Source organism: Pandoraea sp. 64-18 (assembly GCF_001899225.1).
Lineage (GTDB): Bacteria > Pseudomonadota > Gammaproteobacteria > Burkholderiales > Burkholderiaceae > Pandoraea > Pandoraea cepalis.
Genome location: NZ_MKVU01000001.1, coordinates 110,581 through 129,797 on the forward strand (window position 1 = coordinate 110,581; position 19,217 = coordinate 129,797).

At 65.3% G+C, this 19,217-nt stretch carries 18 protein-coding genes and 1 pseudogene; 4 read left to right on the plus strand and 15 right to left on the minus strand.

Annotated features, from left to right (window positions below; translation table 11 throughout):
• Window positions 1–17 precede the first annotated feature (17 nt).
• The 7 genes and pseudogenes from BGP02_RS00435 to BGP02_RS22310 form a co-directional block, all read right to left on the minus strand.
• The gene (locus BGP02_RS00435) at window positions 18–1,091 is read right to left on the minus strand and encodes a 2-aminoethylphosphonate aminotransferase (protein WP_268567503.1); all 1,074 of its coding nucleotides are present in this window, start codon (window positions 1,089–1,091) and stop codon (window positions 18–20) included.
• A 38-nt stretch (window positions 1,092–1,129) separates the two neighbouring features.
• Window positions 1,130–2,317 (minus strand): phosphonopyruvate decarboxylase, encoded by a 1,188-nt coding sequence (gene aepY / locus BGP02_RS00440; RefSeq protein WP_261938914.1) that lies wholly within the window; start codon window positions 2,315–2,317, stop codon window positions 1,130–1,132.
• On the minus strand, window positions 2,310–4,019 hold the full coding sequence (gene aepX / locus BGP02_RS00445) for a phosphoenolpyruvate mutase (protein WP_286797155.1): 1,710 nt from the start codon (window positions 4,017–4,019) through the stop codon (window positions 2,310–2,312). The genes aepY and aepX overlap by 8 nt, the downstream gene beginning before the upstream one ends.
• The gene (locus BGP02_RS00450) at window positions 4,016–4,780 is read right to left on the minus strand and encodes a phosphocholine cytidylyltransferase family protein (RefSeq protein ID WP_130025329.1); all 765 of its coding nucleotides are present in this window, start codon (window positions 4,778–4,780) and stop codon (window positions 4,016–4,018) included. Before BGP02_RS00450 ends, aepX begins: the two co-directional genes overlap by 4 nt.
• Before the next feature lie 15 nt (window positions 4,781–4,795).
• The gene (locus BGP02_RS00455) at window positions 4,796–5,818 is read right to left on the minus strand and encodes a flippase-like domain-containing protein (RefSeq protein ID WP_286797159.1); all 1,023 of its coding nucleotides are present in this window, start codon (window positions 5,816–5,818) and stop codon (window positions 4,796–4,798) included.
• Complete coding sequence (locus BGP02_RS00460) at window positions 5,819–6,613, minus strand: HalD/BesD family halogenase (RefSeq protein WP_268567859.1); 795 nt, start codon at window positions 6,611–6,613, stop codon at window positions 5,819–5,821.
• Window positions 6,593–7,204 (minus strand): annotated as a pseudogene (locus tag BGP02_RS22310) (CDP-alcohol phosphatidyltransferase family protein); the annotation flags it as partial. The pseudogene BGP02_RS22310 and the gene BGP02_RS00460, both read right to left, overlap by 21 nt.
• A 470-nt stretch (window positions 7,205–7,674) precedes the next feature.
• Here BGP02_RS22310 and BGP02_RS00470 point away from each other — a divergent pair.
• Entirely contained in the window at window positions 7,675–8,430 is a 756-nt protein-coding gene (locus BGP02_RS00470) for an SDR family oxidoreductase (protein ID WP_286797161.1), read from the plus strand.
• Between the two features lie 124 nt (window positions 8,431–8,554).
• Here BGP02_RS00470 and BGP02_RS00475 read toward each other — a convergent pair whose 3' ends face one another.
• From BGP02_RS00475 to BGP02_RS00505, 7 genes are all read right to left on the minus strand, one after another.
• Complete coding sequence (locus BGP02_RS00475) at window positions 8,555–8,902, minus strand: hypothetical protein (protein WP_017233744.1); 348 nt, start codon at window positions 8,900–8,902, stop codon at window positions 8,555–8,557.
• 157 nt (window positions 8,903–9,059) lie between these two features.
• Window positions 9,060–9,410, minus strand: coding sequence for a cupin domain-containing protein (locus BGP02_RS00480; protein WP_261938909.1), 351 nt, complete (start codon window positions 9,408–9,410; stop codon window positions 9,060–9,062).
• Window positions 9,411–9,467: 57 nt separating this feature from the next.
• Window positions 9,468–10,307 (minus strand): siderophore-interacting protein, encoded by an 840-nt coding sequence (locus BGP02_RS00485; RefSeq protein ID WP_261938908.1) that lies wholly within the window; start codon window positions 10,305–10,307, stop codon window positions 9,468–9,470.
• Window positions 10,307–10,954 (minus strand): PadR family transcriptional regulator, encoded by a 648-nt coding sequence (locus BGP02_RS00490; protein ID WP_150551914.1) that lies wholly within the window; start codon window positions 10,952–10,954, stop codon window positions 10,307–10,309. Before BGP02_RS00490 ends, BGP02_RS00485 begins: the two co-directional genes overlap by 1 nt.
• A gap of 287 nt (window positions 10,955–11,241) precedes the next feature.
• Window positions 11,242–12,039 (minus strand): transporter substrate-binding domain-containing protein, encoded by a 798-nt coding sequence (locus BGP02_RS00495; protein ID WP_261939898.1) that lies wholly within the window; start codon window positions 12,037–12,039, stop codon window positions 11,242–11,244.
• A gap of 479 nt (window positions 12,040–12,518) precedes the next feature.
• A complete protein-coding gene (locus BGP02_RS00500) occupies window positions 12,519–12,989 on the minus strand; it encodes an HU family DNA-binding protein (RefSeq protein WP_017233739.1) in 471 nt (156 codons plus the stop codon).
• A 312-nt stretch (window positions 12,990–13,301) separates the two neighbouring features.
• A complete protein-coding gene (locus BGP02_RS00505) occupies window positions 13,302–14,219 on the minus strand; it encodes a hypothetical protein (protein ID WP_286797167.1) in 918 nt (305 codons plus the stop codon).
• Between the two features lie 247 nt (window positions 14,220–14,466).
• On the opposite strand from BGP02_RS00505, the gene BGP02_RS00510 reads away from it, so the two are divergent.
• Window positions 14,467–15,819, plus strand: coding sequence for a sugar MFS transporter (locus tag BGP02_RS00510; protein ID WP_286797168.1), 1,353 nt, complete (start codon window positions 14,467–14,469; stop codon window positions 15,817–15,819).
• Here the strand turns inward: BGP02_RS00510 and pagP are convergent.
• A complete protein-coding gene (gene pagP, locus BGP02_RS00515) occupies window positions 15,795–16,457 on the minus strand; it encodes a lipid IV(A) palmitoyltransferase PagP (protein ID WP_286797169.1) in 663 nt (220 codons plus the stop codon). The two genes, BGP02_RS00510 and pagP, sit on opposite strands and share 25 nt — an antisense overlap.
• Window positions 16,458–17,134: 677 nt before the next feature.
• Here pagP and BGP02_RS00520 point away from each other — a divergent pair.
• Window positions 17,135–18,121, plus strand: coding sequence for an acetaldehyde dehydrogenase (acetylating) (locus BGP02_RS00520; RefSeq protein WP_502688456.1), 987 nt, complete (start codon window positions 17,135–17,137; stop codon window positions 18,119–18,121).
• A gap of 34 nt (window positions 18,122–18,155) precedes the next feature.
• On the plus strand, window positions 18,156–19,175 hold the full coding sequence (gene dmpG / locus BGP02_RS00525; RefSeq protein WP_017233734.1) for a 4-hydroxy-2-oxovalerate aldolase: 1,020 nt from the start codon (window positions 18,156–18,158) through the stop codon (window positions 19,173–19,175).
• Window positions 19,176–19,217: the final 42 nt, after the last annotated feature.

Genomic DNA, 19,217 nt, shown 5'->3' on the forward strand with positions numbered 1-19,217 from the left:
AAGGTTCGTTCCCGCGCTCACTTCGCCAGCCGGGCGAAGGACGCCAGCAGGCGGTCGATGTCGGCGGCCGTGAGGTTGCCCATCGTCGAGATGCGGAACAATTCCTTCGACAGGCCGCCTTGGCCCGCGTAGATCACAAAGCCATCGGCCTTGAGCCAGTCGTGCAGACGCGGATAGTCGACCCCGGCGGGCAGCTTGTAGGCCCGCAGCACCACGGACGACTCGCCCGGCGGCAGTGCGCTGTCGATGCCCAGCGCGGCCAGACCGGCGCGCACCTGCTCGGCGAGCGCGCCGTAATGGGCGTGACGTGCTTGCCACCCCCCGGCGTCGTCGAGTTCGCGCAGCGCCTCCACGAGCGCGTAGTAGGCATGCACCGACGGCGTAAACGGCGTGTTGCGCTCGGCCTGAAGCTTGGCCAGGCGCGCGATGTCGAGGTAATACGTGCGGCTCGCGGCCTTGGCGAGGGCGTCCTTGCGCACCATCACGAACGACACGCCCGGCACGCCATGCACGCACTTGTTCGCGGTGGCGGCCACGGCCACGATACCGGAATCGTTGAAGTCGAGGGCCTCGGCGGCAAAGCTGCTCACGCCGTCCACCAGCAGGCCGATGCCGCGCTCACGGCATGCACCGGCGAGACCGGTCAGATCGTTCAGGCGGCCCGTCGTCGTCTCATGGTGGATGATCGCCACGTGGGTGTACGGACGATCGCCCGCGGTGTCGAGCTTGTCGACGATCTGTGCCAGGTCGGGCGCTTGCATCCATTCGAAATGGATGACGTCGTGATCGATGCGGTATTGCTTCGCGATCTGAGAGATGCGCTCGCCGTACACGCCGTTCTCGACGATCAGCAGGCGGCCGCCTTCCGGCACAAGGCCTGCCGTCATGCTCTCGACGGCGGCGGTGCCCGAGCCGGTCATCAGCACCGGCGTCCACACGGCCGGATCGAGGCCATACACGGCGGTCAGACGCGCGCGCGCTTCGTCCTGCAGGTCGAAGAATTCGGGCTCGCGGTGGCACAGATCGGGTTGCAGCAAGCTCTTGCGGACACGCTCGGTCAGCGTAACGGGGCCCGGATTCAGTAACAGCATGGCGAAGGTTCCTCGGCAGTTTTTTGAAAGGGGGACGCTCAGGCCGAAGCCTGCGCGCGTTGTGCAATGTGGTCCATCAAGCGCGACTTGACCGCTTCGGGCGTGACTTTCGGGCGTGGCAGCCCGTCAGGCGTTCCCGGACGCGTGCTCAGACAAGCGAAGCGCGGGCCGTCGTTCAGGCGGGCGGCGGGGGCGTCGAACAAGGCTTCGATGACGTCCAGCGTGTCGCCTTCGAGCGCGAGCGCGTAACCGCTGGCCGCTGCGACGCCCGCGAACGAGACCGTTGGCGAGACCGTAGCCTGTGCGCCGGTCGAGTCGTGCGACGCGTTGTCGAGCAGCAGATGCACGAGATTCGACGGCCCGTAAGCGCCCAACGTCGCGAACGCGCCCATGCGCATCAGCGCGGCGCCGTCGCCGTCGAGCGCAACCACGCGCAGGTCGGGGCGCGACAACGCGAGGCCCAGGGCCAATGTCGTCACGCATCCCATCGACCCGACCATGTAGAGCTGGTTGGCGCGGTCGTCGAGCGCGTAAAGTTCGCGTCCGCAAAAGCCGGTCGACGCGAGCACGACGGTGCCTTCGAGCGGCGTCTGGGCGATGATGCGCGCCAGGGCGTCGCGACGCGTGGGCAATTCGGCCGGCGCGACGTCTCGCATGAGCGATACCGGGGCGGGTTGCGCCGGACGCGCGGGGCGCTCGGCCGGTTGCAGCGGGAAGGGAGCGACGCTGCCCTTTTGCATCACGAGCGCATAGGGGCGGCCGGTCTCGTCCATGTGACGAACGGCACGCGCCAGCGCCGGTGCAATCGCCTCGGGTTCGGTCGGGAACAACTCCCAGGGGACTTCCATCAGGTCGAGCATCGCGGGCGTGATCGGGCCCATGAGCGCGTGTTGCGGCTCATCGGTAATGCCCGGCTGGCCGCGCCACGTCACGATCAGCAACTGCGGCAGACGGAAGGTCCACGTGAGCGAGGTCAGCGGGCTCACGGCGTTGCCGAGGCCCGAGTTCTGCATCATCGTGACCGCGCGAGCGCCATGGCCTTCACCGAGCGTTGCCCCGGCGGCGATGGCGACCGCATCGCCTTCGTTGACGGCCGACAGGTAGTGCAGCGTCGGGTCCTGCAGCACATAGTTGATGAACGGCGTGAGGAACGAGCACGGCACACCGGTGTACCACGTGAAGCCGTGCTGGCGTGCGGCTTCGACGAACTGTCCGGCCTCAATCATGCGGGGTCTCCGTCGCGGTGCCGCCCAACGGCGTCTGGCCATGCGCGAAGTCGGCCGCGTGGCGGAATTCGTCCATGTCGTTCACCCCGGCCCAGTGGCCGTGCACGTACTGCACTTCGATCCTGGCGCCGTCGGCGACGAGGGCGTTGATCAGGTCGGGCATGCCGAGCCCGTCGAAGTCCGCGCGGGCCTGCAAGGCCGCGAAGACGCGCAGCAACCGCGCGCGGGCGTCATCGCCTCGCACCCCCAGCAAGCCGATCCAGCGGCCATTGGGCGCACGCCCGGCGTGCGCAGCGTTGGCGCTGATCATCTCCAGCAGTACGCGCTGGCCGAACAGGCCGCGATCGTCGCCGGCGGAGCAATAGGCGAAGTCGCGCACGCTGGCGTTGGCCGCATGCGCGGTTGTCGCTGCCGTCGAGTCGACCGCCACGGTGAAGTCGGCGTCGCTCTCGACCAGATCGCGCACGATGTAGCTGCGGAACAGCAGGTCGCCGTACGAGACGACCGTGTCGTGCGCGAACGCGTTCGCCACGCGCGCGAGCGAGGCAAGCTCGCCGGTCTCGGCGTGACGCTCGTTGATCGCGAGCGTGATGCCCGCCGTGTCGATCGCGTCGGCGCGATAGCCGCCCACGACGGTGATGTCGTTCACGTTCTGCTTCTTGAAGCCGTCGACCAGCCAGCGCAGCAACGGCTTGCCTGCCACGGGAAGCATCACCTTCGGGCGGTCGGTCGTCACGCTCTCGAGGTTCTTGCCGCGGCTCGCGGCCAGCACGATGGCCGAGCGCGGCGCGTTCGCGGCCGACAGGTAGCGGTCCTCGGCTTCGCTGTATTCGGCGGTGTCCTGCAGGCGGAAGATCTCGTCGACGGTCGCGATGCGGTCTTCGACGTTGACGAGCGTCTCGCTGCGGTGAATCTCGGCCGCCACCGCCTGCATGGCCGACGTGGCCGAGCGAATCAGGTGATTCGCCCAGATGGCGACGCTGATGCCCGCTTCGCGGAACACGTCGGTCGGCGTGCTGTAGTACTTGGTCGGCACGATCACCAGCGGGCAGCGGCGGTCCCACTCCCGCGCGAACTGCACGATCTCGTCGGCACGGCTCAGCTTGCTGTGAATCAGGATGGCATCCGCGCCGGCCTGGCGATAGGCCTCGGCACGGCGCAGAGCTTCTTCCATGCCCCAGCCGGCGATCAGCGCTTCGACGCGCGCCACGATGGAGAAGTCGTCGTCGGCCTGAGAGTCCTTGCCTGCCTTGATCTTGCCGCAGAACTCGTCGATATCGGCGAGTGGCTGGCGTTCGCCGCCGATGAAGCTGTTGGTCTTCGGAAAGACCTTGTCTTCGATGCACACGCCGGCCACGCCGCGTTGCTCGAGCTTGCGCACGAGGCGGCGCATGTTGTTGAAGTTGCCGTAGCCGGTGTCGCCGTCGAGCAGGATGGGCAACTGGCTGGCGTCGGCCATGAATTCGAGGTTGTCGACCACCTGCGTCCAACTCGCCTCGTTGTTGTCGCGCACGCCGAACTGCGCCGAAATCGCGAGTCCGGACGCCCAGATGCCCTTGAAACCGGCTTCGCGCACGATGCGCGCGGACAGGCCATTGTGGGCTTCCATCAGGAATTCGAGCTGCGGGCTGCGCAGCATGTCGCGCAGTTGCGACGCACGGGTCGCGACCGGCGGAGGAGCGAATGTGTCGGGCGCGTTCATTCGGACACCATCGTGAGCGGTTCGAGTTGTGGCAGCACCTGGTCGGCGGCGCGCTTCACATCTTCAGGGTAGTCGATTTCGATCCAGGGGAAGCCCGTGACGTCGGCCGTTTCGAATTGCGCGCCGCGCTCGAGCAGCAAATCGCGCACGGCTTCCTCGTGCGGCAGCTTGGCGCGACCCGATTCGACGTAATCGCGCGTGATTTCCGCAAGGCGCGTGGCCGTCGCTTCGTTGAACCGGAAGAAGCCGACCGATTCGCCGACGGTGTCGTAGTCGAGGCCGACCATGACCTGCTTGCGCAACTCGACCGGCACGCCGTTGCGCAGGCACAGCTTGACCGGCTCGTCGCCGACCTCGAAGTCGCGGTCGATGAGCAGGCGGTTTGCCGTCTTGCCCGCGACGAGGGCGTTGAAGATACGCTGGTCGTAGAGCACGTCGGCATCCATGACGAGTACGTCGCCCCCCGCTGTCATGGCGTCGGCGGCGGTGTGCAGCGTCAGCACGCTGCCCAGATGAAACTCGGAATTGAGACGGATCTGCGGACGCGGCGTCCAGTTCAGCCGCTCGATGGCCTCGCTCACTTGCTCGTGATGGAAGCCGAGCGCCAACACGACGTCGGTGATGCCGGCGGCGGCCAGCATGCGCAAGTGGCGCTCCAGCAACGACATGCCGTCGAACTCGAGCAGGCACTTGGGCGACTGCCTGTCTTCCGGCTGGAGCAAACGCAGGCCCATGCCTGCTGCGAGAATGATGGCCCGCATGGTCGATATCCTTCTTTAAAGCGGTGCGGTATCGGTGGCGGCAGGCAGCGACGCGCTGTCTTGCGCGGCCCGCTGGCGGCGCCAGCCGCGTTCGGAGAAATGCAGATAGACGAGGCCGGGCACGCCGAGCAGCAGCTCGCGCGTACGCTTGGCCAGCGAGAGGGCCAGCGCGGCGTCGGCCGGCAGACCCACGAGCGGGGCGAGCAGCAGGTACCCGCCTTCCTGCACGCCGAGTGAGCCCGGCACGAAGAACGCGGCGCCGCGAATGGCCTGCCCGAGGCTTTCGAGCAGCAGGGCGTCGACCCAACTGACCGGGTACCCGATGCACTGCAGAATCAACCAGACCTCCCCGGTGCCGACGATCCAGCCCACGAGACTGAGCGAGAAGCTTGCGAGCACCTCACGGCGCTGGCCGTACAGGCGTTGCACGATGTCGTCGACGGCGTCGGCCCGGTCGAGCAGCGACGACCAGTCGCGCTTGGACGACAGCTTCGGGAGCAGGCGAAACGCCCAGCCGAAGAGGCCGCGCCGCTGCGCCGCGTAGAACGCATAGAGCAGCGCGGAGACAAGCGCGGTGGCGAGCAGCATCGGCAGCCATAGGCTGTCATGGGGGCGGTGTGTGGCGCTGATGCCGAAAACGGCCAGTCCCAGGAGCGCAAACACGATCTGCGCCACGGCTTGCAGCGTCGTACTGACGGTGATGGCCGCTGCGGCTTCGCGTCCGGCCATCCCGCGCTGCTTCATCTGGCGCACCATCGCGATCGGCCCGCCGATCTGTCCGGCGGGTAACAGGCTATTGACCGACTCGCCCACCCAGCGGGTGAGCGTGGCGCGGCGCAGCGAGCACGATTTGGCGACCAGCACCTGGATGGCGGCGGCGTCGAGCAGCAGCGGCACGAGGTGAAACGCCGCGACAGGCAGGAGACCCCAGCCGGCGACGGCCAGCGTGGACATCACCGATCCCGCGCCCTGCCAGATCAACAGGGCGACGAAAAGGGCGAAGCCAAGGGTGAGAGAGACGATGGCAGTCCGGTTCATTTAGCGTTTCGTCCGTCCCAATAGCTGACGAAACACTTGCCGGAATCCGAAATAGGCGACCGCGTCTTTCATGTTCGAGATGAAGCGCTGCCACGCGCCCATGCGCGGATCGGTCACGTACTCGAACGTGAGCGAGATGCGCTCCTCGTTCTCGCCGAGCGGTGTGATGCGGTGATGCAGTTTGTCTCCGTCGAAGAACACCAGCGCGCCGGGCGGATACGCGACGGCACCATCGACTTGCGGCACACCGGGGTTGCGCGTGTGAAGACGGTATTCGAGCAGGCAGCTCGATTGATCCACGACACCCAGCAACAGCGTGTAGCGGCGGCCCTTGTAGTAGGACGTGTCGTAATGCCAGCCGATGTGATCGCCAGGACGCGTGTAGTAGTAAAGCGCATAGGCGTGCGGGTCGTCCTGCGGCGACGGCAGCAGCTTCTCGCCAGCCAGACGCTCCAGGAAGCGCATCAGCGCCGGCGAGCGGTACAACTCGGCCACGAACGGGGCGTGCTCGTCGAGCGTGTGGCGGCTCACGCTGCCCCCCTGCTTGTGACCGGGCAGGTAGTTACGGTTCACGTTCGGTGTCACCGCGCGGGCGGCGGCGATCAACGGTTGCGTGACGGCATCGGGCAGGAACGTCTCGAGATAGACGAAGGCGTCCTGCGATTTGAATTCGCGCGTGAGCGCGTCGACGTCGATGGCGTCCAGCGCCCGTTCGATGTCGGCATCTGCCGTGAAAGCCGTGCGCGCTGGCGGCGCGACCGGCGCCGCAGCCGACGGTTGGAGCTCCTCGCGCATCTCCGCCGGCAGCGGGCGGCGCATTGCGCGCACGTAGTCGACGATCACCAGCAGCGCGAAGAGCGGCGCGCCGATGGCGGCGGCGATCAGGAAGCCGCGCGTGCCGTCGAACAGCGTGACGAGCGGCATCAGGTAAAGCACGTCTTCCGTCTCGAACCCGCCGACGCGCGCTTGTGTCGTGCCGGCCTTGCCGACACGTTCCTCGATGCGCATGCGCAGGAAGAAGATCAGGGCGACGGCAACCCCGGCCATCCAGCCGAGCGCCGAGGCAGACAGCGGCAGAGGCACTGCATACTGCCCCGGAGCACCGGCCGCCACGCCCATGCCGATACCGCCAAACAGCAGCACCGTGACGAAGGCGTCGGACGCGAGATCGTAGAAGTGACCGAGACGGCTCGTCTTGCCGCTGACGCGCGCCAGTTCGCCATCCGTATGATCGATGAAGTTCGACAGGACGAGCAGCACGGCGCCCAGGTTGGCCATCGCATAGCCGCCCTGCGCGAATGCCCACGCGCAGGCGAGGCCGACGATCAGGCGCAGCGTCGTGAGGTGGTTCGGCGTGATGCGTGTGTCGGCCAGCGGTGTGACCATCCACCGCGCGAGCCGTGCATCGTATTGGCGCGGACGCGGTGGCACGGCGTGTGCGGTTTGGCTTGTGGCTGGCGCAACACCCGGCGCCGGAATAGTTCTCGGTATCGTTTCCATGAGAGGGGAATATATACCCATAAGGCAGTACCGTGCAGCGCACGCAAAGCGCTGGACCGACTGCGAAAACCATGGCGATTCAGGACGCCGACGCGCGCGCAATGCTTGCACTGCGCCTGCGTGCCGAGCGTAGCGCGCGTTCCGCGCATCTCGCCCAATGCGTTTTTATACCTGCAATTACCGGCGCATTTTGATTGTGATTATATTCCGCAATACCTCATTTCGCATTCCAGGCAGCGGGCGTCGGGTTGAAGGAAAATCGACGTGTCGTCGGGATAGCGGGGTCGGGACGATGCGCGGATAATGACGGGCTTGTTCGTCTCATGCGGCGGCGTAACACGACCGCACAATTCCCCATGTCCCAAACGATTGCCATTCTGACCGGTGCATCCCGTGGTCTCGGCGCGGCGTTCGCGCGCGGTCTGCTCTCCCCCGGCACCCATCTCGTGACGCTGGCCCGTCGCACGGACGACGACCTTGCGACGCTGGCCAGCGCGCAAGGCGCGACGCTTGAACAAGTGGCCGTCGATCTGGCCGATGCCAATGCCGCAGCGCAGGTCGCCGAACGCATCTTCGCGGCACTACCGCGCGATGCCTCGCGATACCTGCTGATCAATAACGCGGGCACGGTCCATCCGGTCGCGAATGCCGCGGCCCTCACGGACCCGGCGGCCATTGGCGCGGCCTTCGCCCTGAACGTCACCGCCGTGATGCTGCTCACGGCGCGCTTTCTCGCCGCTACGCAGGGACTCGCGGCCAAGCGACAGATCGTGAACATTTCGTCGGGCGCAGGCCGCAATCCGACCGGCGGCTGGTCGGTGTACTGCGCCACCAAGGCCGCACTGGACATGTACACACGGGTGGTCAACGCGGAGCATCGCGAGCACGGCGTTCAGGCCGTATCGCTCGCGCCCGGTGTGGTCGATACCGGCATGCAGGAGACGATTCGCGGCAGCAGCGTGGAGAGTTTTCCGGCGCTGGCGCGTTTTCAGGACCTCAAGGCCAGCGGCAAGCTGTCGTCGCCGGACGCGGTGGCGCAGCGCATTCTGGCGCTGACCGAGCGCGACGATTTCGGTCAGACCGAGATCGACGACATCCGCCACTACGCCTGATCCGACCCGGCCGTCGCACACGACTGCGGTTGCGGTTCGGCGGGCAAGCACGGAAAAAAGCACCGGGCGGCGTGTCGCCGGCCGGTGCCATCCCGTTGCCGAAGCCGTCGGCGCGCCGTGCGGCCTACTGCTCGGTACTGGTGATGAAGACGCTGCCGTTGCGCTCCGGTGCGTACAGAATCAGCGTTGGCGCATGAATGTCGAAGGCGCGCTCACACGCCTCCCCATACGAATCGAACTGCACGGCCCAAGCGCCGTTGCGCACGTAACAGTGCGTGATGGTGTCGGTGCGCCGATCGAATTCCTGACCGAGAAACACACCCTGCGTGTAACACCAGACGACAAACCCGTGAAAGTCGGCCTGCTCCGGTGCCCGAAACACGCGCCAGCGAGCATCATCGCGCGCCGCCTGACGCGCCGTCGCGCCCGCTGCCCAACGCTCGAAGCCGTCGTGTCGTTTGCGTTGCTCCATGTCGTCGTACCCCCTTTTGGGTGAACCGCCCTTCGGGTGCCGAGATTCGACATCCCCGGGACGCGTTTCCATAGTCGGAATTTGTTCCGGGCATTTCTATCAGTCAATTCCGAAAGACGGCAGGGAATTTCTCCAAAGGGGAACGCGGCGGACGTCGTCAATCGTAGTGAATCGCCAGCCAGACGGTGGTTTCGCCCGGCGTCGTCCAGGCGACACGATGCTGGCGATGCGCGGCAATCGCGACGGCGTCGCCGGGCTTCAGTACGAGTGTCTGGTCGGGCGTGTCGGCGAAGGCCAAGCCCGCACCGCCCGAGAGCAGCACCACCCATTCGTGCTGCGCCTGGTCATACCAGAAGCCTGGGGGAGAGGCCTGCCCGGTCGAGACAATGCGCTCGACACGCATCCCGTGGTGCGCAAGCAGCGTAGTGAACTGCTCGGCTGCGGTCGAATCGGGAGACGACGGCAGGCCGGCAAATAGATTCGTATCGGGTATCAGGGGCGTATTCATCGGTGCGGAGCGTTCTCTCGTCTGCGGGGGTAGAAAGCATACACGCGGGCCCCGAGCTCAGTCGTCCAGTGTCTCGTGCACGGCGGCGTCGCCGCGTCGCCAATAGGCGGCCGCCTTCACCCATTTCGGGTTGAGCCCACGAGCGTCGACGAGATGGCGCCGCAAGGCCTTTGCCACGCCGGCCTCGGCCGCGACCCAGGCATGCACATCTCCAGCGGGCAGTGTGGCCACGCAGAGCGCGTCGATCAGTGCGGTGCTTTGACCGGCCGGCGTGCCTTCGCGATAGAGCCATTCGACCACGACGTCGGCATCGCTGGCGAAGCGCAGGCGGTCGGCCGGACTGTCGATTTCCGCGAAGACGAACGCCAGCGCGCCGGCCGGCAGTTCGGCCAGACGCCGCGAGATCGCGGGCAGCGCCGTGTCGTCGCCGATCAAGACATAGCCGTCGAAGGTCATGGGAATGACGAGCGAGCCGCGTGGACCGCCCACACCGATGCCGTCACCCGGTTGAGCCGAGCGCGCCCACTGCGTGGCGGGGCCGGAGTCGTGCATCGCAAAATCGATCACCAGGGTTTGCGACGCCGCGTCGTACCGGCGTGGCGTGTAATCGCGCATCAGTCGTGGTGCGTCGCCGGGCGCGGGCTTGGCGACCCCTTGCGCGCCGACCTGCGGGAGCACCAGTTCGCCGGTCGCCGGGTCGGGGAAGAACAGTTTGACGTGGTCGTCGAAGCCGGGGCTGGTGAAACCTTCGAGATCGTCGCCACCCAGGGTCACGCGCAGCATGTGCGGCGTGAGCTGTTCGACATGGCGGACTTCCAGCCGACGCAGGCGAAGTTCATGGCGCACGCGCTGCGGTGTGCGATCGGGGATGACCGGCGGTGCTGCGTTATCTCTCATCAAAGTCGCTCCAGTTGTTGCGCCGCCGCGTCGAGAATGGCGGCGAATGCGTTGGCCTGTTCGGTCGAGAGCGGCTCGCCGCCCAGGCGCAGATGCACGGCGTATTTGAAGTTGTGCAGCGCGCGCATGACCTGCGGCGGCATGTCTTCCGAACGCTCACGGCGCGTCGTCAGCCGTGCGAGCAGTTCCGTCACCGCGACCTCGTTTTCCGCCAGATAGACGCGGCCGGTATCGGTGATTTCGTATGACTTCCGTTGGCTGTCGCCGGTGTTCTCCTGCACACGGAGATAGCCCATTTCTTCGAGCAGCGTGAGCGTGGGGTAGACCACACCCGCGCTCGGGCTGTACGTACCGTTCACGCTCTCTTCGATGGCTTTGATGAGTTCGTAACCATGGCGGGGTTGCTGCGCAATCAGATGCAGCAGCACGAGCCGCAAGCCCCCATGACCGAAGAGGCGGCCGCCACCACGTCCGCCCCTGCCGCCGCGCTCGCCGCGCCCTTCGTCGCCGCGTCCGAAGCGGGCGTCACCGTATCCCTCGCCACTGCCGCGCCGTCCATGGCGCCCACCGCGCCGGTCGTCGCCAACCTCCATGCTGTCCAGGTCCAGCGGGCCTCGGCCCATGAAATCGCCACGTGATCCACGCATGATGCGACTCCTTATCGATGTAGTTAAGATGTGTTTACGATATATCTAAATTGCATCTAAAGCAAAGCTATTTTTGTGAAGATCACGTCGGAAGGGCGGGGAATGACCGTGGGGCGGGGGACGGCAGGGTATTACGGAGTATTACGGGAGGGTTTCGCGAGGTGCGGAGATTGGATCGAAATGCGCATTTCGACAGGTTGGCGCCGTGCCGGGTTCGGCACGGACGCGGTCGGACAATCGATGGGGAAGCAAGCGCCCCAGCGCGCTCAGCGCCGGGGCGGCGGTGCTTATGGCATCTGCGGCAGATCGGTGCCGAGCCACTTGCGATAACGCTTGTTCAGCTCGCCGTTGGCTGTATTGCGCGTGACGAAGTCGTTGATCGCCGCGAGCAGTTCCGGCTGATTGGGACGCAAGGCGATGCCCATCGCCTGCTGCAGCAAATTGAATTTCGGCTCGAACTGGCCCGGTGCTCGCTGACGAATCGCGTTCGCGACCGTCACCGAGCAACCGATGGCATCGACCTGCCCGGTGAGCAGCGCCTGCATGGCGGACGCGTCATCGTCGAATCGACGGATCTCGGTGCCTTCGGGCGCCGTTTTCGTCACGGCCATGTCCTGGGTACTCGCGCGTGCGACGCTCACGCGCAAGCCCTTCAGATCGGCGGCGGACTTGATGGGCGCGCCGGTCTTGCCGAGCAGCACAATGGTCGCGGCGGCGTAGGGTTTGGAGAACTGCACCTGCTTGGCGCGCTCCGGCGTGATGGCGAGCGACGCGACCAGCACATCGACCTTGCCGCTGAGCAGATAGGGAATCCGGTTCGGTCCCGTCACCGGCATGATGTTGACCTTGACCCCCAGATCCTTCGCGAGCAGTTTTGCCACGTCGGCGTCGTAACCGTCAGGCTGCATCTGCGCGTTCGTCGTGCCGTACGGCGGAAAGTCGATGAGCATGCCAACATTGAGCGTGCCCTTCTTCCTGATGTCGGCCACGGTCTGCGCGTGGGCAGGCGTGGAAAACAGCGTCAGGGTGCTCGTGAGCAGTCCGCCCAGGGTGCCGCCGAGCGATCCGACGAAACCGGCCGGCATGGCCGCCACGCCGAGCGCGGTGAGAAAGCCGCGACGCGAGCGAAGGTCGGGGGTGCCTGGAACGTTTTGCCGGCTGGCCGGATGCGTAAAGGAATGGGGATGCCGAACTTGCACAGGGTGACGCGATAACTTGCGAGTCATGCTGGGTCTCCTGAGGCTGCGAAGGCGTTGCCGGAATGCTGAGGTGGGGTGCGAGGCGAACGTCTCGCGGCCGTCTGACGGTTAACCCGAGCGATGGTAGCGGGCGGTACAAGACGCGTCCACTCCGCACAAACCCCAGCGAAAACCCTGAGTCTCGCACGAGCGGCGCCGTGTCGCGACAGTGATGAGGACGACGAAATCAGTGTCTCGGCGTGCGCGAGACGGGAAGATGAGGACGAAAAAAACGGTGCCGAAATTCGGCACCGTGTTCAGGCACTGCTTGCCCGGTCCTGGCAAATCACGTTGCCGTGGCTGCCACGGCGACGCGAGCGCTGGACTTACTGGGCGGCGTCCTTGACCTTCTTCAGCGGGCGAACCTTCACGCGCACCGACGCCGGCTTGGCCGGGAACCAGCGCTCCTGGCCCGTGAACGGGTCCTTGCCGAAACGCTTCGCCTTGGCGGCGATTTGTTGCGACGTGACCTTGAACAGGCCGTGCAGCGTGAATTCGCCGACACCCTTCTTGTGCAGCGAGCTGACGATGGTGTTCTCGAGCGCGGCCAGCACTGCCTTGACTTCCTTCACGGCGACTGCCGATTGCTCGGCGAGGTGGGCTGCGAGCTGGGTCTTGTTGAGTGCGTCCTTGATCGGCGACACCTTCCCGTTGGCGGCTGCCTTCGGAGCGGCCTTCACGGCTGCCTTCGGGGCGGCCTTCGGCGCTGCCTTTTTCGCTACCGGCGCCTTCTTCGCTGCCGGGGCTTTCTTTGCCACAGGGGCCTTCTTTGCTGCTGCTTTCTTTGCCGTTGCCATATCGATCCAATCGATGAGAATAAGAAAGTGCCGTCGTAGAACGGCCACCCGAATGATACGTATTGCTGCGCCGACGATTCTACCTAAGAAATCGCGTTATGCGAGCGGTGCGCGAATTATGTTGCGTGCCTGCCGCACAAGGCTGAGCGGGGAAGCGCGCCGCATTTCGCTTCGTTTCATCGACAACGTGGCGATCCGTCCTCGCGTTGGAGAATTTGCCTCTCGAATTTCGTGCAGCCTTCGGCACCTTTCTTTGCGCGATTTTGGTGCGCATGCCACGCGCCGCCGTCGACGTCGATGGCTCGCAAAGCCTTAAAAACGCTGCATTTCGCAGGTTTCGCAGCGGCCGTCGCCGTTGCACCAGGCATCGGTCAGCGTCGTGCCATTCGCGCCGAACGTGATGTCGTGCTTCGCGCCGTAGCTGCCGGCGAGTCGCAGGCGGTCGCCCGACAGTGTGCCCTGCACCGTGGTGTGGACGTTCGGCTCAACGTCGTCGACGCTACCGGTGACCTGCGCGCCATTGAGCGCGAGCGCCATCAGACGCGTCATCGGCGAGCCCCAAAGCTTCCACCACGGCGGCGCATTCGTGCACAGACCGCGCCAGTGCCCGGACGGATTCACCACGAGCAACGGGGCGGCTGCGCCCGGTTGAGCCGCTGTGCCCGACGTCATCGGCGGCGTGTAGACGGTCGCGGAGGTCGTGGTGTCAGTCGTGTCAGTCGTAGCGGTAGTAGCCGTCGAGGCGGCGGTAGCTGTGCCAGCGCTGCCAGCGGGCGCCGCGCTGTACGTGCCGGGGGCGCCGTCGACACGCGCCATACCGGGAGACAGGCCGTCGTTCGGCACCGGTGCCGATGCCGCCGCGCACACATGACACGACAGGTGCGACACGCTGTTGCGCGTCAGCGCACGCGTGGCGTAGAGGCGCTGGCCGCCTGCGGCGCCGTCGGGCAGCACCGTGACGTACGGTGTGTCGTCTAGCCGGTAATCGACCTTGGCGCACGACGGGGCGTCCGTTTGCAGCATGACGTCGGCGGAGAAGGCGCCGTTGACCGCGCGTATCGGAATCACCGACACGGAGGCCGAACAGTCGGCAACGACCTGAGCACAGTCACACGCGGCGGCCGGCGCACGCGACGCGCCGCCGGACTGTGCGTACCCCTGGCCGGCGAAGCCGAATATACCCGCGACGAGCCACCCCGTCGCGACGCTCAAGGAAACCAAACCCCGCATGATGTTTCTCCGAATGTGGCGGCCATCGTTATGCCGCGGATAGTCGATCAAAAGTTGTCGGCTGACAAGCGTCGAAAGTCGCGAAACGTGGGGGACTCGGAGACGAGAAGCCGCATCACATGCCATCCCGGTGTCGCGCAATTATGAGATTTCGCCCGTATCCCGACATCGAAAACGCGTTCTAGACTGCTAGTGCCCGGCCCCCGCTCTCAACGAGAACACCGCTCGTTGTCCACTGGAGACATGCATGGTTGTCGATCGCACGAATGCCCCTGGCCTGCCTGATATTCCCTCGCCCAACGAATTCCCCACCGCCCCCATGCCTTCCGCGAATCGCACGCTTGCCATGCTCGCGACGCTCTTCTTCGCCATGGGGCTCATTACGTCGCTGAACGACATTCTGGTGCCTCACTTCAAGGCCGCGTTCGACCTGACCTTTCGCGACGCGGCCCTGATCCAATCGAGTTTCTTCGCTGCGTATTTCGTCGTGTCGTACCCGGCGGGGCAATACACCGCACGCGTCGGTTACCGTCGGGCGCTGGCCAGTTCGTTGTGGTTGGCCGGCGTCGGCTGCGCGCTGTTTTTCCCTGCCGCCGCACTCATGTCCTATCCCTGCTTTCTCGCCGCGCTTTTTGTGTTGGCGAGTGGTATCACGTTGCTGCAAGTCGCGGTGAACGCCTACGTCGAGACGTTGGGCACGCGCGGGGCGGCGGCGAGCCGCCTCACGCTGGTGCAAGCGTTCAATTCGCTGGGCACCACCGTCGGGCCGCCGCTCGCCGCGCTCTGGATCCTCGCGCCGCAGGCGCAGTCCGCAACCGGCCACGCCGTGGACAGTGTGCGCGGCCCCTACGGCCTGCTGGCGGCGGTGCTGGCCATCGGCGGCGGGGTGCTCTGGCGGCTGACGCTGCCCGAACACCGTGCGCGCCGCGTGTCGCCACCGAGCGTGCTCGGCAACGTGCGCAGTCTGTTGGCACACCGTCCCTTGCGTTACGGCATCGTGGCGCTGTTTCTTTATGTTGGCGCGGAAGTCAGTATCGGCAGCTTCCTGATTGCCTATCTGACACAAGCGGACACGGGCATCGTCGACCATGGGCAGGCAAGCCGGTATCTGGCGCTGTATTGGGGTGGGGCGATGGCGGGGCGATTCGTGGGCGCGTGGCTGTTGCGCAAGGTGTCGCCCGGGCGGCTGCTGAGCCTGTGTGCGCTCTATAATGTAGTGCTGATTCTCGCGTCGTTCGCCTTGCCGGCGTCGTTCGCGATGTGGTCGTTGCTGGCCTGCGGTCTCGGCAACGCCATCATGTTCCCGACGATTTTCTCACTCTCGGTGGGCGGGCTCGGCGCGCGCGTGAGCGAGGGCGGCGGGCTGATCTGCATGGCGATCGTTGGCGGCGCGGTGTTGCCTTATCTGCAGGGGGCACTGGCGGATGGCATCGGCATCGGGTTGTCGTTCGTCGTGCCGGCGGTGGCGTACTGTTACATCGCCGGATTCGGGGCATGGTGCGTGCGCACCGCGCCCGAATTGGCTGCCGTCGTCGAGGAGACGGTGTACGTGAATGGCCGGTCAACGCCTGGCGATCAACCCGGCTTGCCGAACGTATAACGACCGAAGAAGAACAGCACGTTGCCGTTGCCCTTGCCGCCGGGCACATAGGTGGTCGAGACCGAGGCGCGCCCCACGCCGATTTCGGCGAGGGGCAGTGCGCCGGGGAAGGGCACGCCGCGGAGCGTGTCCGAGCGCGACATCAGAAAGACCGTATAGCCGAGCCCGAAGCGCACGGGCCCGGCGTTGGCGACGTTCCAGATGCGGCCGTAGCCGGCCATCGGCGACCAGTCGTTATGCGAGTCCTTGAACGCCATGGCGTACAGCATTCGTGACCCCTTATCGCCGTCGGACAACACACGGCCGTAGCCGAGTCCCCACGGGTTTTCGTTGTACTGGGCGATCTTTTCGCTCGTGTAGGCGAAGCGCAGGTGATGGGTATGCAGCGGTACGTAGAGATCGCTCGCACCTTGCGTGGCAACGTCGCGGACTTCATCGACGATGGCGCCGGTCCACGTCGAGATGCCACTCGGGGCGTCGTCGGCATGGGCTGCCAGCGGTGACAAAAACGTCAACGCCGCACCCAGCGCGACAAGCGTGCGGCGGCCAGACGAGGGAGAAATTCTTGAGGGCGAGGCAAGCGGTGCGAGTCGAATCGATGGCGCGAGCCGCCCGGTGCGTCGGGGGTTCGTATTCATGGTTGAGCTTGTCGTGTTGCAAGAAACGTGTCGATCACAGTCGTCGGAAGGGTGCCGGCAAACGGCACGCCGCGAACTTGGATGTCGCCCTGACGCGCTTCGTGACCGGCATTCCAATCTTTCTAGACCTCGTCGCTGCTGCAAAAGTTCGAATGACCGATTTTTCGCGTAACGGCCCAAGCCCGAAGCACGGGCTGATCGAACCTGCCGCTCGGCGAAGAAGTCGTTTCGCGTCAATGACCTATCGTGGATATCGACGCGTTATTCACCGGGTTGTGAACATTTTCTGTGGATAACATCTCGCCGTGTGCGCCCGCGTGGGCCATGCGAAATGGGGATATCGCAAGACGCTCGACGGCGCGCAGCAAATGCGCGCCACCCTTTTCCTCTGTCCGATCAAGGACTTGAGGAAGCTATCCGCGAGTTGTCCACTGGCTTGCAAACAAATTCTGTGGATAACGAACTTCCGCGAAACCCGCGCCAGGCCGCGTTTTCCAACGCATGGCACAACTTTCGCGCGCCCCCATTCTTCCCTGTCGAATCAGCCACTTGCGATGCTTTTCCGCAAGTTATCAACGGGCTTGTGAACAAAAAGTGTGGATAAGCTCGGGTTTCGTTGATCTCAATATATGAGATCAATATTTACATATTGACATTTTGAGTGTCGCGCAATTACGATGCGGCTCATATCAGTGGACGGATACGTTCAGGAGACGACAGTGACGGAACGACGCAAACAGAAAGTGGCGATCATCGGCTCGGGCAACATCGGCACCGACCTGATGATCAAGGTGATGCGCAACAGCGAGCATCTGGAAATGGGCGCGGTGGTCGGTATCGATCCGGCCTCGGATGGCCTGGCGCGTGCGCAGCGCCTCGGTGTGCCGGTCACCGCTGAAGGTATCGACGGCCTGCTGGCAATGCCCGGTTTCGAGGACATTCGCATCGCATTCGACGCGACCTCGGCCAAGGCGCATGCGCATCACAACGCGCTGCTGCAAGCGCGCGGCGTGCAAGTGATCGATCTGACGCCGGCCGCCATTGGCCCGTACGTGATTCCGTCGATCAACCTCGACGCGCATCTGGACGCGCGAAACATCAACATGGTGACGTGCGGCGGTCAGGCCACGATCCCCATGGTCGCGGCCATCTCGCAGGTGGCGAAGGTGCATTACGCGGAGATCGTCGCGTCGATTTCGAGCAAGTCGGCGGGGCCGGGCACGCGCGCCAACATCGACGAGTTCACGGAAACGACGTCGAAAGCGATTGAAGTGCTGGGCGGGGCTTCGCGCGGCAAGGCGATCATCGTGCTCAACCCGGCGGAGCCGCCGCTCATCATGCGTGACACGGTGTTCGTGCTGTCCGAGCCGGGGGATCAGGCCGCCATTGCCGCGAGCATTCAGGCGATGGTCGACAAGGTGCATGCCTACGTGCCGGGCTATCGTCTCAAGCAACAGGTTCAGTTCGAGTTGTTCGACGCATCGCGTCCGCTCAACGTGCCGGGCTTGGGCAAGCTCACCGGCCTGAAGACCTCGGTCTTCCTCGAAGTGGAAGGGGCCGCGCACTATCTGCCGGCGTATGCAGGCAACCTCGACATCATGACCAGCGCCGCGCTGGCCTGCGCCGACCGTATCGCCGCCACTCGCCTGGCGCTCGCGGCCTGACGGTCGCACGCGCTCTCAGGAGACACACCTCATCATGACGCAGAAAAAGCTCTACATCTCCGACGTGACGCTGCGCGACGGCAGCCACGCTATTCGACACCAGTACCGCATTGCCGATGTGAAAGCGATTGCCGCCGCGCTCGACGCCGCGCATGTCGACTCCATCGAAGTCGCGCACGGCGATGGACTGGCCGGTTCAAGCTTCAATTACGGTTTCGGCGCCCATACTGATCTCGAATGGATTGCCGCCGTGGCCGAGACGGTCACGCACGCCAAGGTCGCCACCTTGCTGTTGCCGGGCGTGGGCACCGTGCACGATCTGCGCGAAGCCTACGACGCAGGGGCGCGTGTGGTGCGTATCGCAACGCACTGCACCGAGGCCGACGTCTCGCGCCAACACATTGCCTACGCGCGCGAGCTGGGCATGGACACGGTCGGCTTTCTGATGATGAGCCACATGACCACGCCGCAGCATCTCGCCGAGCAGGCCAAGTTGATGGAGTCGTACGGCGCGACGTGTATCTATGTGGTGGATTCGGGCGGGGCGCTGGGTATGAACGACGTGCGCGAGCGCTTCCGCGCCTTCAAGGACGTGCTCAAGCCCGAGACGCTCACCGGCATGCACGCGCACCACAACCTGAGCCTTGGCGTGGCGAACTCCATCGTTGCGGTGGAGGAGGGCTGCGATCGCATCGACGCGAGTCTGGCGGGCATGGGCGCGGGCGCGGGCAACGCGCCGCTGGAAGTGTTTATCGCCGCGGCATCGCGTTTGGGTTGGCACCACGGCTGCGATCTGTACACGTTGATGGATGCCGCCGACGACATCGTTCGCCCGTTGCAGGATCGCGCGGTGCGCGTGGATCGCGAGACGCTGGCGCTTGGCTACGCCGGCGTGTATTCGAGCTTCCTGCGTCACGCGGAAGCCGCTGCCGCGCGCTACGACCTCAAGACCGTCGACATCCTGGTCGAGCTGGGTCAGCGTCGCATGGTGGGCGGTCAGGAGGACATGATCGTCGACGTGGCGCTCGATCTGCTCAAGCGACGCGCGGCATAGCGCCGAGATGCGCCTCCCCTGGCGCAGCGCCCGGGGAGCGGA

Bases quoted from the DNA above. Each gene is read 5' to 3' on its own strand.
- BGP02_RS00435 (WP_268567503.1), bottom strand. From the start codon at position 1,091: ATGCTGTTACTGAATCCGGGCCCCGTTACGCTGACCGAGCGTGTCCGC.
- aepY (WP_261938914.1), bottom strand. From the start codon at position 2,317: ATGATTGAGGCCGGACAGTTCGTCGAAGCCGCACGCCAGCACGGCTTC.
- aepX (WP_286797155.1), bottom strand. From the start codon at position 4,019: ATGAACGCGCCCGACACATTCGCTCCTCCGCCGGTCGCGACCCGTGCG.
- BGP02_RS00450 (WP_130025329.1), bottom strand. From the start codon at position 4,780: ATGCGGGCCATCATTCTCGCAGCAGGCATGGGCCTGCGTTTGCTCCAG.
- BGP02_RS00455 (WP_286797159.1), bottom strand. From the start codon at position 5,818: ATGAACCGGACTGCCATCGTCTCTCTCACCCTTGGCTTCGCCCTTTTC.
- BGP02_RS00460 (WP_268567859.1), bottom strand. From the start codon at position 6,613: ATGCGCGAGGAGCTCCAACCGTCGGCTGCGGCGCCGGTCGCGCCGCCA.
- BGP02_RS00470 (WP_286797161.1), top strand. From the start codon at position 7,675: ATGTCCCAAACGATTGCCATTCTGACCGGTGCATCCCGTGGTCTCGGC.
- BGP02_RS00475 (WP_017233744.1), bottom strand. From the start codon at position 8,902: ATGGAGCAACGCAAACGACACGACGGCTTCGAGCGTTGGGCAGCGGGC.
- BGP02_RS00480 (WP_261938909.1), bottom strand. From the start codon at position 9,410: ATGAATACGCCCCTGATACCCGATACGAATCTATTTGCCGGCCTGCCG.
- BGP02_RS00485 (WP_261938908.1), bottom strand. From the start codon at position 10,307: ATGAGAGATAACGCAGCACCGCCGGTCATCCCCGATCGCACACCGCAG.
- BGP02_RS00490 (WP_150551914.1), bottom strand. From the start codon at position 10,954: ATGCGTGGATCACGTGGCGATTTCATGGGCCGAGGCCCGCTGGACCTG.
- BGP02_RS00495 (WP_261939898.1), bottom strand. From the start codon at position 12,039: ATGCCGGCCGGTTTCGTCGGATCGCTCGGCGGCACCCTGGGCGGACTG.
- BGP02_RS00500 (WP_017233739.1), bottom strand. From the start codon at position 12,989: ATGGCAACGGCAAAGAAAGCAGCAGCAAAGAAGGCCCCTGTGGCAAAG.
- BGP02_RS00505 (WP_286797167.1), bottom strand. From the start codon at position 14,219: ATGCGGGGTTTGGTTTCCTTGAGCGTCGCGACGGGGTGGCTCGTCGCG.
- BGP02_RS00510 (WP_286797168.1), top strand. From the start codon at position 14,467: ATGGTTGTCGATCGCACGAATGCCCCTGGCCTGCCTGATATTCCCTCG.
- pagP (WP_286797169.1), bottom strand. From the start codon at position 16,457: ATGAATACGAACCCCCGACGCACCGGGCGGCTCGCGCCATCGATTCGA.
- BGP02_RS00520 (WP_502688456.1), top strand. From the start codon at position 17,135: ATGCGGCTCATATCAGTGGACGGATACGTTCAGGAGACGACAGTGACG.
- dmpG (WP_017233734.1), top strand. From the start codon at position 18,156: ATGACGCAGAAAAAGCTCTACATCTCCGACGTGACGCTGCGCGACGGC.